Source organism: Caballeronia sp. SEWSISQ10-4 2 (genome assembly GCF_030464885.1).
In the GTDB taxonomy this organism is placed as follows: domain Bacteria; phylum Pseudomonadota; class Gammaproteobacteria; order Burkholderiales; family Burkholderiaceae; genus Caballeronia.
On record NZ_JALPRJ010000015.1, the window covers coordinates 97,678 to 113,155 of the forward strand.

Consider the following 15,478-nt stretch of genomic DNA (forward strand, 5'->3'; position numbering starts at 1 on the left):
CTCAAATGGCTGCATGCAGGCACCCTTGCCACGTACAATCGCCAACCTTTCCCAGATAGCACCAAGCGCCCCGCCGCGACAGGAATCCAGTCAAAGCAAAGCCTGAAAAAACCAGCTACACGTTGAAACAGGCTGGTGCAAATCCTTGCACGTTGAAAATGGTGAAGTGCGCTTACGATCGGGATACCCAGATATCTCATCGTCCTCTCGCATTGGATCAAGTGGTTATATGAATGAGTTAATCATTTCGGAATGCAAAATAAAAATCGCAGCTCGAATCAGCGTGGCTTGAGACTCTCAACCGATCATTCAAGGAGAGGGCGATGAGAGATATCGACGCGATCGCGTCGTGGTTTTCTGAAGGCGAGCGTGATTGCGCGACTGACTGTCATTGTTGCGCCACTCGGCAGTCGCGCTTTTGCTGCGTTATTCGAAGAAAAGGTTCTCAACGGTGCTGCTGTGGGCCCGATCCAGACGCCCGACGGGCTCATGATGATCGATTTCCTGCATGAGTACGTGGGTCTGACCGGCTCGCGGCTTGGCTGCGGGCAGCGCGTCTGCCACGCGTGCGTGCTCATTCTCGACAAGGCCGACGGATCGAGCGAAGAAGTGCGCTCGTGCACCACAGGCGCACATTTCTTCGATGGCAAAAAGGTGCGGACCATCGAAGGCCACGCCAAGCGCAACGAGCAAGGCGAGGTGGTGGAACTGTCGGCGGTGCAGCGGAAGTTCCTCGAACATTTCAGCTTTCAGTGCGGGTACTGCACGCCGGGATTCGTCAACGCGGCGACGGTGCTGATCGAGCGGCTGAAGCGCGAGCCGATCGCCAAAGAGTCGGTGGAGCGCGAGATCACGAAAGCACTCGACAATCACATCTGCCGCTGCACCGGCTACGTGCGCTACTACGAGGCGGTCAGGGATATCGTGCTGAACACGCCAGGACTCGTTAAGGAATCCGTATGAACTGGGCAATTTCACTTCGTCTTGGCGCACTTGCGTTATGCGCGGCAGCGCTCTCCACATGCGGCGAAAGTACTGACGAGCCGGTCACGCGCACGCATGATTTGGCGGCCGGGCAGATCGCTCGTGGCCGTTATCTCGCGAAGGCAGCCGTCTGCGCAGCCTGTCACACGATCGCTGGCGGCGCGCCGTTTGCAGGCGGCGTGAAGCTTGCGTCGCCGTTTGGCACCTTCTACGGCATGAATATCACGCCGGACCCGGTGCATTGCATCGGCAGATGGAGTGCTGAGCAGTTCTACAAGGCTTTGCATGATGGCGTCGCGCCGGACAAGCAACTCTACCCGGCGATGCCCTACACGTCTTACCGGACGATGTCGCGCGCCGACAGCGACGCCATCTATGACTACTTGATGGCGCAAAAACCGGCCGCGGTACCGAATCGCGAGCCCGATCTGACGTTTCCGTTCAACATGCGTTTCGCCGTGAAGTTCTGGAACATGCTGTTTCTCAAGGACGCGTTGCCGGATGCATCGACGGGAAATTCGGCTGACCGCACGCGCGGACGATATCTGGCAAACGCGCTGGGTCACTGCGCCGAATGCCACACGCCGCGCGGTGTGTTCGGGCAGATGAACGGCGCGAAGGCATTGCGAGGCTCGACCCTTGGCCGTGTCGTGCCGCCGGATATTACGCCTGCCGGGCTTGCCGCCCGCGGCTGCAATGGCACCGACCTGCAGACATTCTTTGCAACGGGAATCAGCCGCCAGGGTTCTGCGTTTGGCGAGATGCATCCGGTGGTGGTGCTGAGCAGCCAGTACCTGACGCGGAGCGATCTACGCGCGATGTCGACCTATCTGCTGGGCGATGCGCCTTTGCTACCCACGCCCGTGCAACCCGGTTCCGCCGATGCCGCGCAACTGGCTGCAGGCAGGACAAGTTATGTTGCTGTGTGCGCGGGGTGTCATGGACGTGAGGGGGAAGGCAAGCCGCACGTTGCGGTATCGATGCAAGGGAACTCGACGCTGCGTCAGGCCAATCCGCACAACCTGATCGTCGCGATGCTCGATGGTGTCGACGCCGCGGACTTTGCAGGAACGGAGAGCATGCAGGCGATGCCGGGATTCGCCGCCACGCTTAGCGACGACGAGCTCGCACACCTCGCCAATTACCTGCGCGCGGGCTGGGGCGGTCAGCCGGGTGATGTAACGGCGGCCAACGTCAAGGCGTTGCGCTAGGCCGCGCAGTCTGCACAGACGGGGCGTCACCGTGTTTTCAAACGGTAGCGCCTTTCGCCGCCATTTGCCGCTGCAACTCCGGCCAGATTTTTGCGACCGCTTCCTCGCCGGCGAGAATCGCCGCGTTGCGCTGGCCGAAGTCGCTGCCGCTCATTGCGGCAAGGTTCGGGCGGATGACGAAGTCGGCGTATTTATCGAGTTCGTAAGCCTTGATGGTCTGGCCCATGATCGTGAAGGTTTGCATCAGGACGTCGAACGAGCTTTGCGTCAATCCCGTCTCCGGGCGCGCCGAAATATCCACCGCGATCACAAAATCCGCGCCCATCTTGCGTGCGAAGGCCGCGGGCACCGGGCTCACCAGACCGCCATCCACGTATTCATGGCCGCCGATCTTCACCGGCTCGAAGATGGACGGCACGCTGCATGACGCGCGCACGGCAACGCCGGTATTGCCGCGCTGAAACAGAATCGGCTGGCCGGTTTTCAGATCCGTCGCGACAATACCAAGCGGCTTCGCCATCTTCTCGATCGGCCGGTTATCGAGTGTCTTGTTCAGGTAATTCTGCAGCGCGACGCCTTGCAGGAAACCGCGCGTGCGGAATGGCATCGCCCAGTCGCTGATCGACGCTTCGTCCATGGTCAGCGCAAGCTTGTTGATGGCGATGCCGCTCATCCCCGACGCCGATAACGCCGCGATCACCGATCCCGCACTCGTGCCGCTCAGCAGGTCCACCTTCAGGTTGCGCGCTTCGAGCGCCTTGATCACGCCGACGTGCGCAAACCCCCGCGCCGCGCCGCCGCCCAACGCCAGGCCGATGCGAACGGGGCGTTGCAGCGTGCTGACCGTGGGTGTCGACGGTGCGGGTGGCGCGACGGCGGTCGTGGAGCTGGTTGTCGTGGTACAGGCGGTGAGCAGGGCCGATGCGCAGCCAAGAGAAAAAGCGCGCCGCGAAATGTAAGGAGCGTGAGGAGCGCCGGGCACGCGAGGCAGCGATGAAGGCGAGGGCGACGATGATTTCAAGAAGTTCTCCTGCGATGCGGCGGGGACCGGCGTGGAGAGTTGTTCAAGCCACTCGGTTAAGCCATCCAGTAACGGCGCACATGATAAAACATGATGACCCCCGAAAGCAGGCCAAAAGCGCCTGGCGGGTATAATTCCCATTCGTTTTGACCGCTTGCAGTGTTTGTCGAAAAGACGCGCGCAAGCCGGTCGCCGATGTATCGCCTGCCTGGCTCCTCCCGTGCCGGCATGCGCATTTGAGCTATCGAGCACACCGCACATGACCCAAGTCCGTACCCGTTTCGCTCCCAGCCCGACAGGCTTCATCCACCTCGGCAACATTCGCTCCGCGCTTTATCCGTGGGCGTTCGCGCGCAAGATGAAGGGCGTTTTCGTGTTGCGCATCGAGGACACCGACCTGGAGCGCTCGACCGACGCGTCTGTCGACGCCATCCTCGAAGGCATGGAATGGCTCGGCCTAGAGTACGACGAGGGCCCGATCTATCAAATGCAGCGCATGGACCGCTATCGTGAAGTGCTGAAACAGATGCTCGACCAGGGCCTGGCCTACCACTGCTATATGTCGACGGAAGAGCTCGACGCATTGCGTGAACGCCAGCGCGCGGCCAACGAAAAACCGCGCTACGACGGCACGTGGCGCCCGGAAGAGGGCAAGGTGCTGCCGCCCATTCCCGAAGGCGTCTCGCCGGTGATTCGCTTTCGCAATCCCATCGGCGGCGTGGTGAGCTGGGACGACGCGGTGAAGGGCACGATCGAAATCTCGAACGACGAACTCGACGACCTCGTGATCGCGCGTCCGGACGGCACGCCGACGTATAACTTCTGCGTGGTCGTCGACGATCTCGACATGAAGATCACTCACGTGATTCGCGGCGACGACCACGTGAACAACACGCCGCGACAGATCAACATCCTGCGCGCGCTGGGCGGCGAAGTGCCGGTGTACGCCCACTTGCCGACCGTGCTCAACGAGCAGGGCGAGAAGATGAGCAAGCGCCACGGCGCCATGAGTGTGATGGGTTATCGCGACAGCGGTTATCTGCCAGAAGCGGTCCTGAACTATCTGGCGCGGCTTGGCTGGTCGCATGGCGATGCGGAGATTTTCTCGCGCGAACAATTCGTCGAATGGTTTGACCTGGACCATCTGGGCAAGTCGCCGGCGCAATACGATCCGGATCGCCTGAACTGGTTGAACGCGCATTACATCAAGGAAGCTGACAACGCACGGCTCGAGACGCTCACCAAGCCCTTTCTGGCCGAACTGGGTATCGACGCCGCCATGATCGAGCAGGGGCCGCCGCTCGAGCTCGTGATTGGATTGCTGAAGGACCGTGCATCGACGGTAAAAGAGATCGCCGACAACGCCGCCATGTTCTATCAGGAACCCGTGATCGATCCCGCTGCGCTCGCGCAACATGTCACCGAAGCCGTGCGTCCCGCGCTCACCGACTTGCGGCTGGCACTGAGCGAAGTGGAATGGAGCAAGGAAGCGATCTCGGCTGCGTTCAAGGCCACGCTGACGGCTCACAAGCTCAAGATGCCGCACCTCGCCATGCCGGTGCGCCTCTTGGTGGCGGGTACCACGCACACGCCTTCCATCGACGCCGTGCTGATGTTGTTCGGACGCGAAACGGTGCTGGCGCGGCTCGAGAAGGGCATCGCCTGAACGGGTGCGAGCGGACGGCAGGAACGTGGCGTGCAACATCGGCAGGAACGGTGTCCGGTTTGTGCCCCAAGTTCGCACCCCAAGGACGAACTATTTTCGGATGCTGGGCTAAAAGGTATTTACAACTTCAAAAGTGCCCTTTAGAATCTCGTTTCTGTTCTGCAGGGGGGTATAGCTCAGCTGGGAGAGCGCTTGCATGGCATGCAAGAGGTCAGCGGTTCGATCCCGCTTACCTCCACCACAGAACGGAAACGAAGACTTTGAAACGCCAGCGCATCGGAAAAAAAGCTTCACAAGAATCAGAAAGTTGTTTATAATGTCGTTCTTCGCTAGTGACTGAAACGAAACGGATTAACGAACAAAACGATTAAGAAAGGTTTAATCGAAGTTAATCAGAAATAGGTCAGAAGTTAAGCGAAATAGATTAAAAGACATTAACTGAAAAGTTTATGTCCCCTTCGTCTAGAGGCCTAGGACATCACCCTTTCACGGTGAGTACAGGGGTTCGAATCCCCTAGGGGACGCCAAAACATCGGCGGCTGCTAGAAGCGCTGCAAGTTTGATGAGCCGACCAACCTCACAAGCTGATGAAAAGAAGTGGAGCGGTAGTTCAGTTGGTTAGAATACCGGCCTGTCACGCCGGGGGTCGCGGGTTCGAGTCCCGTCCGCTCCGCCAACAAGTTGTAAAAGAAAAATCCAGCTTAAGCTGGATTTTTTTCGTCCAGCGTTTTATCTCCCGCGTTTCCTCATCTCCATTCGCTCCGGTTCGTCTCCTATTTGCTTCCCATTCGGTTCTTCCGATCATTCATGTTCCCGCCGTCTCCGTTTTATCTTTTTGAACGTGTAGTGTGAGTATCATCGGATGTGTGCGCTCGTAAAACTCTCCATTGCCAGCGCGCGCCGCCTGACTTAGTGTTGATGACTTGATTCAGTGCTTTCATCGCGCAATGCTCGATCCCACCGAAGCTCTCTCGCCGTTTCAGTTGCGCCTGGCGTCGATGGACGATTTTTCGTTCGCCGAGGCGCTCACGCGCAACAACATGAACGGCTACTACCGTCGCCACAATCTCGTGTGGCGCAGCGATCTTTTTCTGGGTAGCTGGCGCGAATCGGAGAACTTCGTGCTCGAGTGCGACGGCCAGGCAATTGGCGTGATGCGCGTGACGGAAGAGGACCAGTCGCTTCACATCCGCGACGTACAAGTGGTGGAAGGATGGCGCCGGACAGGTGCAGGAACATTTCTCCTCGATACCGCTCACCGTTGGGCGCGTGCCCGCGGGCTGACGGAGACGCAATTGCGTGTATTCGTCGATAACCCCGCTGCCCGGCTTTATATCCGTATGGGTTATAGAACCGCGGGATCGCGCCTCGCGCAATTCGGCGCGATCCGGCATATGGTTCGCTGCGTTTAGCGTCTTGGCGTTTTAATTTCCTGGCGCTCGCCCGGAGTGCGGTTTTGGCCATCGTCCCGTGGCTCGCCATCGCGGACAAAAAATGCTCGCGGACTTTCGCCGAACGCACGTCTGAACATCGCGGAAAACGCGCTCTGGCTTTGATAGCCGAGCAGCAACGCGACTTGCGCGAGTGGTCTGCCCTGGCTTAACAATGGAATCGCACGCGCCAGCACGGCTTGCTGACGCCATTGCGAAAAACTTACGCCAAGCTCACGCCGGAATAAGCGCGCGATCGTGCGCGTGCTTGCGCCGGCAAGCGCTGCCCAATGCTCGAGCGAATCGGCGGAAGCCGGGTCGGCGAGTACGGCTTCGCATAATGCCAGCAGGCGTTTATCGGTGGGCATCGGGATGGAGAGGGGCAGCGGCCGTGAGCGCGTGATTTCATCGAGTGCGAGCGTGCCGAGCAGCCGTTCACGCTCGCGTGAAATCGTGAGATCGTCCAGCGCAACGGCCACCTCGCGCAGCAGCGGCGACACTTCCACCACGCGACACGCATCCAGTCCCGGCGGCACCACGCTCTCGTCTATATACAGTGTCCGCAGAAACGCGTCTTCAACGATCACCACTTCATGCGTCACGTTCGGCGGAACCCAGATTGCGCGCGATGGCGGCACCATCCAGGTCGACCCTTCCGCAGCAATTCGCAATACGCCTCGTGTCGTGCAGGCGACCTGCGCCCAGGCGTGCGTATGCCGGGCAATCCGGGTACCTGCTGGCACCGGCCGCGAGCGCACGCGAATGGGATGCGCGGGCGTGGGCGACGACTCGGCCGGGATGTCGAGATGCTCGACTTCTTCCGGTTGCAGCAGGTGATCGGTTGGCGAGAACATGGATTTTGGCGCTCCTCCACCGTGATCTTAAAGGCATCGTGCGGGCTCGGCTTCGAAGTCGCGCTGCGGACGATTTTGCTAACGGCCACGTCGTGATGTAACGGTTGTTTTTGCACTTGGCATAATGCGCGCTGAATCTTCACGGACAGGTTGATACGCATGCAACACGTATTCGTCTACGGCACGCTGCGAGTGGGCGAGAGCAACGACATTCGCCACGCGGCAGAGCGCCACGGCATTGCCGCGCCGGTGCTGATTGGCTCGGGTCAGGTTAATGGCCGGCTGTACGACTTCGACGCTTATCCCGGACTGGTGCTCGATCCTGCCGCGGGGCCGGTTCAGGGCGATATCTACCGGATCGACGAAAGGCTCGTGCCCGTACTCGATGAAATCGAAGAGATCGTGCCGGGCGTCGACGGCCTGTTTCGCAGCGTTCGATTGCCGGTGTCAATCCAGATAGATGGACGCACGCACGCGATCGATTGTCTGGTCTACCCGGTGAGCGACGATGCGGTAGAAGGTTTGCCGCGTATCGATGGCGGCGATTGGGTTGGTTACCGGCGCGCAAGGCAACTGTTGGTTCAACGGCGATAAGATAAAAAAACCGCCCTGATTCCAGCGCGGCTTTCATTTCATCGAAGACCTGCAGAACGTCTCAGATCTCTTCGTACAGCGGCAACGTCAGAAACTCCGCGAACGTATCCGATGTCGACATCGCTTCGAAGATCGTCGCCGCCCGATCGTACGGTGCGGTGTCGCCGGCAACGACCTCCTTCACCTTCACCAATTCTTCCTGCGTGAAGGCGCGGACCATTTCGGCGCTGACCTTGCGGCCGTCGTCGAGCTTGCCCTTCGGCGAGCGAATCCACTGCCACACTTGCGAGCGCGAGATCTCCGCCGTCGCCGCGTCTTCCATCAGGTTGTGGATCGGCACGCAGCCATTGCCCGCGAGCCACGACCCGAGATAGTGAATGCCCACGTTGATATTGCCGCGCACGCCGGCTTCGGTGATCGGATCTTCGGGACGGAAATCGAGCAAGTCGGTCGCCGTGACCTGAACGTCCGCGCGTTGCTTCGCGATCTGGTTCGGTTTGTCGCCGAGCACTTTGACGAACTCTTCCATCGCGATTGGCACGAGGCCCGGATGCGCGACCCAGCCGCCGTCATAACCGTCGCCGGCATCGCGCGCTTTGTCCGAGCGCACGCCGCCCATTGCTTTATCGTTGGCTTCGGGGTCGTTCTTGATCGGAATCAAGGCGCTCATGCCGCCGATAGCCGGGGCTTGGCGCCGGTGACACGTCTTCAGCAATTGCAGCGCATACGCGCGCATGAACGGCACGGTCATCGTGATCTTCGCGCGATCGGCGAGGCAGAAATTGACGTCGTTCTTGAACTTCTTGATCGCGGAAAAGATGTAGTCCCAGCGGCCGGCGTTCAGGCCCGACGAATGCTCGCGCAACTCATACAGGATCTCGTCCATTTCGAACGCGGCGAGAATGGTTTCGATCAGCACCGTCGCGCGAATCGAGCCGCGCGGCACACCGGCAATCTCCTGCGCCATCACGAAAATCTCGTTCCACAGGCGTGCTTCGAGATGGCTTTCCAGTTTCGGCAGATAGAAGTACGGACCCGCGCCGCGAGCCAGTTGCTCCTTTGCGTTGTGGAACAGGAACAGCGCGAAATCGAAGATGCCGCCCGACACGCGCTGACCGTCCACGGTCACGTGTTTTTCATCGAGATGCCAGCCGCGCGGACGCACGATCAGCGTCGCGGTTTTGTCGTTGAGCTTGTACGACTTGCCGTTCTGTTCCAGCGAAATCGTGCCGCGTACGGCTTCCTTCAGGTTGATATGACCGGTCAGCAGGTTGTCCCAATTTGGCGTATTCGAATCCTCGAAGTCCGTCATGTAGGAATCCGCGCCCGAATTCAGCGCGTTGATGATCATCTTGCGTTCAACCGGCCCGGTGATCTCCACACGGCGGCATTCGAGCGCCTTCGGCAACGGCGCGATAGTCCAGTCGGCAGCGCGGATGGATTGCGTTTGGCTCAGGAAATCCGGGCGTTCGCCTGCATCCAGGCGCTTCGTGCGTTCAGCGCGCGCCTTGAGCAACGCCTGACGACGCGGCTCGAACGCGCGATGCAGGGTTGCCACAAGCTCAAGCGCCTCGGGCGTCAGAATGGTCTCGTAGCCGGGTTTAATCTCGGCCGTGATGGTCATGCCCTGTGGCATGTGGGGCAGCGTGTTCGCCATGTTCTACATCTCCTTGGTCGGTCAGACGGTTTTGCTTGGTGAATCGAGTGAATCGGGTGAGTCTGGTTAGCTGCCCGGGTTGCGGCGCATGCGGTTGGAAAGATCGAATGGCGTGGCGTGCTGATGTTGCGGGCAGCCGGCATCGATGAAAGCGAGCAGGTCGGTCATATCGCGGCCGGTGCCGCGCGGCAGAACGCCGAGTTGTTCGGCGGGCATTGCCATGCGATTGAGCCAGAAGGTGGTGTAGCCGAACCACGTGGCGCCCGTCACGTCCCAGCCATTCGACGATACGAACACCATCTCGTGGGCCGCGGCGCCGATCGCCTGCGTCCCGAGCGCATAGGCGGCGTGGGCCGGTTTGTACGCGCGCACGGTGTCCGCTGAGAGGACGTGATCGAAGAGCCCCGTCATGCCCGCGCTTTTCACCGCGATGTCCAGCATCCGCGGATTGCCATTCGACAGGATCGCGAGTTTCAGATCCTCCCGTTTGCGTAGCCGCTTCAATGCAGCGACGGTGTCCGGGAACGCCGCGAGGCACGCGTATTCGTCCATCAGGCGCTTTTCCGCAGCCGGGGTCAGCGCCTGCTCGAGCTTCAAGCGCACGGCCGCGAAGCGCAGCGCGTCGAGTGTGATCGCCCAGAACGGTTCGTATCGGGCACCGGCAGGGTCGGAGAGCGTACGCAACTGCGTGTATTCGATCTGCTTCTGGCGCCACAACTGCGAAAGCGCATCGCCTTGGCCGGGGAATAACTGCTCCGCGGCCGCCACAACGGAATGGACGTCAAACAGCGTGCCGTAGGCATCGAAGATGACTGCGCGGGGCGACGAAATCGATACTGACGACATGGCCGGTGCTCCATAAGTAGACCGTTGATCATTCTATTAGTGCGTCAGAACGATCGGAAGATGCTTCTGGATCACTTGATCTTTGACTTTTTCACGCCTAATCTGAGCGTCCTGTCATTCGGACAAACGCACGCTTATGGACCGCTTCAAGCAAATCGAAACTTTTGTGGCGGTGGTCGCGAAGGGGAGCCTGTCCGCAGCGGCGCAGGTCGAGGGCGTCGCGCCCGCGGTGATCGGGCGGCGGCTCGACGCGCTGGAAGAGCGGCTCGGCGTGAAGCTGCTCGTGCGCACCACGCGCCGTCTGACGCTCACGTTCGAAGGTTCGGCGTTTCTGGAGGATTGTCAGCGTGTCATCCATGACATGCAAAGCGCCGAGGCGAGCGTTTCGGCGGGTGGCGTGAAGGCGAGCGGGCATCTGCGGGTATCGGCGCCAGCGGGTTTCGGACGACGCCACGTCGCCGCGCTCGTCCCCGTTTTCACCTCGATGCACCCGGATGTATCGATCACACTCGATCTCACGGACCGCATGGTCGATCTTGTCAACGAAGGTTTCGATTGCGCCGTGCGGCTCGGCGAGTTGCCGGATTCGTCGCTGGTGTCGCTGAAGCTTGGCGAGAACCGGCGGGTTTGCGTGGCATCGCCGGAGTATTTGCGCAGCCGTGGCGCACCCGCCGATCTCGAGGAACTCGCGCAGCACAACTGCCTGCCGCTCGGGGCGAGCTCGAATCAGCAGCGCGGCTGGGTGTTTCAGAAGGACGGCAAGGTCGTGCAACTGCGCGTATCGGGCACGATGGAGTGCTCGGACGGCGCCGTGCTGCACGAGTGGTGTCTCGCCGGATATGGCCTCGCGTGGCGCTCGTGGTGGGAAGTCGGCGATGACATCGCCAAGGGCCGCCTGATGAGCGTGCTCGATGCGTTCGCGGCGCCGCCCATCGGGATTCATGCGGTGTTTCCGCAACGCCGGCACCTGCCGTTGAGAGTGCGCTTGTTTCTCGACCTGCTCAAACATACCTTCGGCGCTCCAGGATATTGGGGTTGAATTGCCGGCCGCTTGCCCTGATTCAGTTACTACAATGAAAGTGCACGATGGCCACTGCCAGGGGAGTCGACCATGTTCAAGCACATTCTGGTTCCGACGGATGGATCGGTTCTTTCGCAGAAAGCGATTGATGGCGCGATCGATCTTGCCCAGTCGGTCGGCGCGCGGATTACGGCTTACGCTTGTCTGCCGCTGTATCCGTATTCGCCTTTCGCCGATGTCGCCGTCGAGCCGCCCGGGGATTTTCATGAACGCGCGGAGAGGGAAGCCCGGGAGCATCTTGGGGCGGTTGAAAAAGCTGCCGCCGCCGTTGGGGTGTCGTGTGCTTCCGTGACTAGCGTCGAGTCCGCGCCTTATATCGGGATTATCGATATTGCCGAGCGCGAAGGCTGCGATGTGATTTTCATGGCCTCGCACGGCAGGAGAGGGTTGGGAAGTTTGCTGATCGGCAGTGAGACCCAGCGGGTGCTCACTCACACCAAGATTCCGGTGATTGTTTATCGCTAGGGTTTTGGGGTTGCGTATAAACGCAAAGAGGGCACACAACCAGCGTTCGTGCGCCCTCGATCCACTCAAAGCAGTCGCGATTTATTAAGCGACTTTCTTCTCGAAGAACTGTTCATCTTCGGTAGAGCCGTGCAATGCCGTCGTCGATGCGTCTTTTTCAACTGCCTGCGTCACCGCATCGAAGTAACCGGTTCCGACTTCCCGCTGATGCTTCACCGCGGTGAAACCCTTCTCGGCTGCAGCGAATTCCGCTTCCTGCATCTCGACGAACGCGCTCATCTGGTTGCGCGCATAACCGTGCGCCAGATTGAACATCGAGTAATTCAGCGCATGGAAACCGGCCAGCGTAATGAACTGGAACTTGTAGCCCATTGCACCGAGTTCTTTCTGGAACTTGGCGATAGTCGCGTCGTCCAGGTTCTTCTTCCAGTTAAACGACGGCGAGCAGTTATACGACAGCAATTTGCCCGGGAATTCGCGATGAATTGCCTCGGCGAACTTCTTCGCGTATTCCAGATCCGGCTTGCCGGTTTCGCACCAGATCATGTCGGCGTACGGCGCATAAGCGAGACCACGCGACACCGCTTGTTCCAGGCCCGGCTTCGTGCGAAAGAAACCTTCCACGGTACGCTCGCCGGTCAGGAACGGCCTGTCGTTTTCATCGACATCCGATGTCACCAGATCAGCCGCTTCCGCATCCGTGCGGGCGAGCAGGATGGTCCGCGTACCGGACACGTCAGCCGCGAGACGTGCCGCGGTGAGCTTCGCGATGTTTTCGCGCGTCGGCACCAGCACCTTGCCGCCCATGTGCCCGCATTTTTTCACCGATGCCAGTTGATCCTCGAAGTGCACGCCTGCCGCGCCTGCTTCGATCATCGCTTTCATCAGTTCGAACGCATTCAGCACGCCGCCGAAACCCGCTTCGGCGTCGGCCACGATCGGCTGGAAGAAGTCGAGATAACCTTCATCGCCCGGATTCTTGCCCTCGGACCACTGGATCTGATCGGCGCGCGTCAGCGTGTTGTTGATGCGCTTGACCACCAGCGGCACCGAATTCGCCGGATACAGCGATTGATCGGGATACATCTCGCCCGCGACGTTGGCGTCGCCGGCCACCTGCCAACCCGACAAATAGATGGCCTTCAAACCGGCCTTGACCTGCTGCATCGCCTGATTGCCGGTCAGCGCGCCGAGCGCATTGACGAACGGCTCATCATGAATCGACGCCCACAGCTTCTCCGCGCCGCGTTTGGCCAGCGTGTGCTCGACCGGCACCGAACCGCGCAGCCGCACGACGTCGTCGGCGGAATAGCTGCGCTTGATGCCCTTCCAGCGCGGATCCGTATCCCATTGCTTTTGAAGTTCCTGAGCTTGTTGTTGGCGCGACATGGCGTTTCTCCTTTGATTACCAGACTAATGACTAATGGATGATCGTCCGGTCGAGTAGCTGAAGCGTCGATGACGTCTCCGGTTGCTCAACTCTTATATAAGAGTCTAGGGATGCGGAGGCTTTGGAGAAAGCGCTTTTGTGCTGTTTCGAACATAAAAATAATCTTTAAAAATCAATTACTTGATAATAATATTTCACATTAAGAAATGCTCTTTTCCATGCTGGGACGTCCCGATTTGTGCCGCGCAACAACAATTTCGCCGCACAGAAAATCATTCCACATTGTGAAAAATAAAAAGAGAGCGAAAAAAAACCGATGCGCGAAGCATCGGTTTTCTTTTTGCGGCGCGCGCGAGACGCGGCGCCGTTTCATCAATGAAGCTTAGCTGCCACGACGCGGAGCGCGCGGGCCGTCGTTGCGACGTGCTGCATAACCGTCGCGCGAACCGCCGCCGAAGCCCGAACCGCCATCACGCGATCCACCACCGCTGCGATAGCCGTCACGCGAGCCACCGTCGCGCGAGTCGCGAGCACCGCCGGCGCTTGCCGGTTTGTTGCCCCAGCCGCCCGGCTTGGCCGAGCCGCCGTTGCCGGCGCCACCACCGCTACCAAAACGACGACCGGCGCCACCTGCACCAGCGCCACCGCCCGGACGGCCACGGCCGCCAAAGCCCGGACGACCGCCGCCACCGCCGGCCGGAGCCGAACGACGCGGTTCGAAACCAGCGATAACGCTCACTGCGAGCGGCACACGCACGAAACGCTCGATGCGCTTCAGCGCGCCTTGCTCAGCGTGATGCACGAGGCTGATTGCCGTACCCGTACGACCAGCACGGCCCGTACGGCCGATACGGTGAACGTAGTCTTCCGCGAACTTCGGCAGATCGTAGTTGAACACGTGCGTGATGCCGGGAATATCGATACCGCGAGCCGCGACATCGGTTGCCACCAGCACGCGCACTTTGCGCTCACGCAGCGCACGGATCGTGCGGTTGCGTGCGCCTTGCGGCAAATCGCCGTGCAGCGCAGCCGATTCAAAACCAGCGTCCGACAAGCGGATAGCCAGTTGGTCAGCGTCGTTCTTGGTCGCCGTGAAAACGATAGCCTGATCCAGGCCGGCGTCGCGCAACAGATGGTCGAGCAGACGATCCTTGTGATCGCGGTCATCGACGTAATGCACGGTTTGCGCGATGTTGTTCTGTGCTTCGAGCTTTTGAATGATCTCGATGCGTTCCGGGTTCTTCAACAGGCGACCGGTCAGCGAGCTGATCTTGCCGTCGATGGTTGCCGAGAACAGCAGCGTCTGACGCGAAGCGGGCGTAGCGGCAACAATGGTTTCGATGTCGTCGATAAAACCCATGTCCAGCATGCGGTCGGCTTCGTCGAGCACGAGGATTTGCAGTTGCGACAGGTCAATACGGCCGCGTTCCAGGTGGTCGAGCAAACGGCCCGGCGTAGCGACCAGGATTTCCGGGTTCTTCGCGAGCAGCATCAATTGCTGACCATACGCGACACCGCCAAGAATGCTGACCGTGCGCAACCGGCGCAGATGCTTGCCGTAGGTCGTAGCAGCTGCGGTCACCTGCATGGCGAGTTCGCGGGTCGGCGTCAAAACCAGCATGGTCGGACGAGCGACCGGTTGCTGACGGCGTGCCGGGCGGGCATTCGGGTCATGCGGCTCACGCGGTGCTGCGGCCTTGGCCTTTTCAAGCTGCGAGAAACGTTCGATAGCCGGCAACATGAACGCTGCCGTCTTGCCCGAACCGGTCGGGCTGGAAACCAGCAAGTCGCGGCCGGCGAGCGCTGCGGGAATCGCGCGCTGCTGAACCGGCGTCGGCACTTGATAGCCGGAGGCCGTCAGCGCAACAACGATTTCCGGCGACAGGCCGAGCGACTCGAAGCTCGGGCCGGTCTGGACGGCGATCGCGGCAGCTACCGGCGCGACTGAAGAAATAGGGGTGGGTACAGCCGGCGAAGCAGATGCTGCCGGCGCGGCGGGTGCGTCAGCGCCAAGTGCCAGAGCAGCGATGGAGTCCAGCGGGCTGTGGGTGTTGCTCGAAGTCATGTCGATCCTTGAAACGGGGAATAAGGCGTGTGGCGCCAATCGGCATACCCAAGTCGTCAGATTCAGCGAGCAAAGAAGCAGCGAGCAAATCGAAAAACGGGGGCAGCTCGCAACAATAAAGGCGAGCTTTTCGTTAGAAGCTGTATCGGATTCGACAGGCCGAGGCGGCTTTGTCGTCAGCCTGATGCATGATCGGCCGAGAAAGGCCTAGCAG

At 60.2% G+C, this 15,478-nt stretch carries 13 protein-coding genes and 3 tRNA genes; 10 read left to right on the top strand and 6 right to left on the bottom strand.

What is annotated here, in order from left to right; all coding sequences use genetic code 11:
- Positions 1-390: 390 nt before the first annotated feature.
- Positions 391-963: a (2Fe-2S)-binding protein gene (locus tag M0D69_RS12765; protein ID WP_301782394.1), complete on the top strand. Its 573-nt coding sequence runs from the start codon at positions 391-393 to the stop codon at positions 961-963.
- On the top strand, positions 960-2,195 hold the full coding sequence (locus tag M0D69_RS12770) for a cytochrome c (RefSeq protein ID WP_301782362.1): 1,236 nt from the start codon (positions 960-962) through the stop codon (positions 2,193-2,195). Before M0D69_RS12765 ends, M0D69_RS12770 begins: the two co-directional genes overlap by 4 nt.
- 37 nt (positions 2,196-2,232) lie before the next feature.
- Here M0D69_RS12770 and M0D69_RS12775 read toward each other — a convergent pair whose 3' ends face one another.
- Positions 2,233-3,216: a patatin-like phospholipase family protein gene (locus tag M0D69_RS12775; RefSeq protein ID WP_367619708.1), complete on the bottom strand. Its 984-nt coding sequence runs from the start codon at positions 3,214-3,216 to the stop codon at positions 2,233-2,235.
- Positions 3,217-3,475: 259 nt separating this feature from the next.
- Here M0D69_RS12775 and gltX point away from each other — a divergent pair, with 259 nt between their 5' ends.
- From gltX to M0D69_RS12800, 5 genes are all read left to right on the top strand, one after another.
- Positions 3,476-4,882, top strand: coding sequence for a glutamate--tRNA ligase (gene gltX / locus M0D69_RS12780; RefSeq protein WP_301782363.1), 1,407 nt, complete (start codon positions 3,476-3,478; stop codon positions 4,880-4,882).
- A 165-nt stretch (positions 4,883-5,047) separates the two neighbouring features.
- Positions 5,048-5,123, top strand: a tRNA-Ala gene (locus M0D69_RS12785).
- 210 nt (positions 5,124-5,333) lie between these two features.
- Positions 5,334-5,409: transfer RNA gene (locus tag M0D69_RS12790), tRNA-Glu, on the top strand.
- 72 nt (positions 5,410-5,481) lie between these two features.
- Positions 5,482-5,558 (top strand) — tRNA-Asp (locus M0D69_RS12795).
- A 271-nt stretch (positions 5,559-5,829) separates the two neighbouring features.
- Positions 5,830-6,294, top strand: coding sequence for a GNAT family N-acetyltransferase (locus M0D69_RS12800; RefSeq protein ID WP_301782364.1), 465 nt, complete (start codon positions 5,830-5,832; stop codon positions 6,292-6,294).
- On the opposite strand, the gene M0D69_RS12805 is transcribed toward M0D69_RS12800, so the two are convergent.
- Entirely contained in the window at positions 6,291-7,166 is an 876-nt protein-coding gene (locus M0D69_RS12805; protein WP_301782365.1) for a helix-turn-helix domain-containing protein, read from the bottom strand. The two genes, M0D69_RS12800 and M0D69_RS12805, sit on opposite strands and share 4 nt — an antisense overlap.
- A 159-nt stretch (positions 7,167-7,325) precedes the next feature.
- Here M0D69_RS12805 and M0D69_RS12810 point away from each other — a divergent pair, with 159 nt between their 5' ends.
- The gene (locus M0D69_RS12810) at positions 7,326-7,760 is read left to right on the top strand and encodes a gamma-glutamylcyclotransferase (protein ID WP_301782366.1); all 435 of its coding nucleotides are present in this window, start codon (positions 7,326-7,328) and stop codon (positions 7,758-7,760) included.
- A 61-nt stretch (positions 7,761-7,821) separates the two neighbouring features.
- On the opposite strand, the gene aceB is transcribed toward M0D69_RS12810, so the two are convergent.
- Both aceB and M0D69_RS12820 read right to left on the bottom strand, forming a co-directional pair.
- A complete protein-coding gene (gene aceB, locus M0D69_RS12815) occupies positions 7,822-9,417 on the bottom strand; it encodes a malate synthase A (protein WP_301782367.1) in 1,596 nt (531 codons plus the stop codon).
- 66 nt (positions 9,418-9,483) lie between these two features.
- Positions 9,484-10,263 carry a haloacid dehalogenase type II gene (locus M0D69_RS12820; protein WP_301782368.1) on the bottom strand — a complete coding sequence of 260 codons (780 nt, stop codon included), beginning with the start codon at positions 10,261-10,263 and terminating at the stop codon, positions 9,484-9,486.
- Positions 10,264-10,399: 136 nt separating this feature from the next.
- Here M0D69_RS12820 and M0D69_RS12825 point away from each other — a divergent pair, with 136 nt between their 5' ends.
- Both M0D69_RS12825 and M0D69_RS12830 read left to right on the top strand, forming a co-directional pair.
- Complete coding sequence (locus tag M0D69_RS12825) at positions 10,400-11,302, top strand: LysR family transcriptional regulator (RefSeq protein WP_301782369.1); 903 nt, start codon at positions 10,400-10,402, stop codon at positions 11,300-11,302.
- Between the two features lie 72 nt (positions 11,303-11,374).
- Positions 11,375-11,809 (top strand): universal stress protein, encoded by a 435-nt coding sequence (locus M0D69_RS12830; RefSeq protein ID WP_047896647.1) that lies wholly within the window; start codon positions 11,375-11,377, stop codon positions 11,807-11,809.
- An 84-nt stretch (positions 11,810-11,893) separates the two neighbouring features.
- Here M0D69_RS12830 and aceA read toward each other — a convergent pair whose 3' ends face one another.
- Together aceA and M0D69_RS12840 are read right to left on the bottom strand one after the other, a co-directional pair.
- Positions 11,894-13,198, bottom strand: coding sequence for an isocitrate lyase (aceA, locus tag M0D69_RS12835; protein ID WP_301782370.1), 1,305 nt, complete (start codon positions 13,196-13,198; stop codon positions 11,894-11,896).
- Positions 13,199-13,581: 383 nt separating this feature from the next.
- Positions 13,582-15,264, bottom strand: coding sequence for a DEAD/DEAH box helicase (locus M0D69_RS12840; RefSeq protein ID WP_301782371.1), 1,683 nt, complete (start codon positions 15,262-15,264; stop codon positions 13,582-13,584).
- Positions 15,265-15,478: the final 214 nt, after the last annotated feature.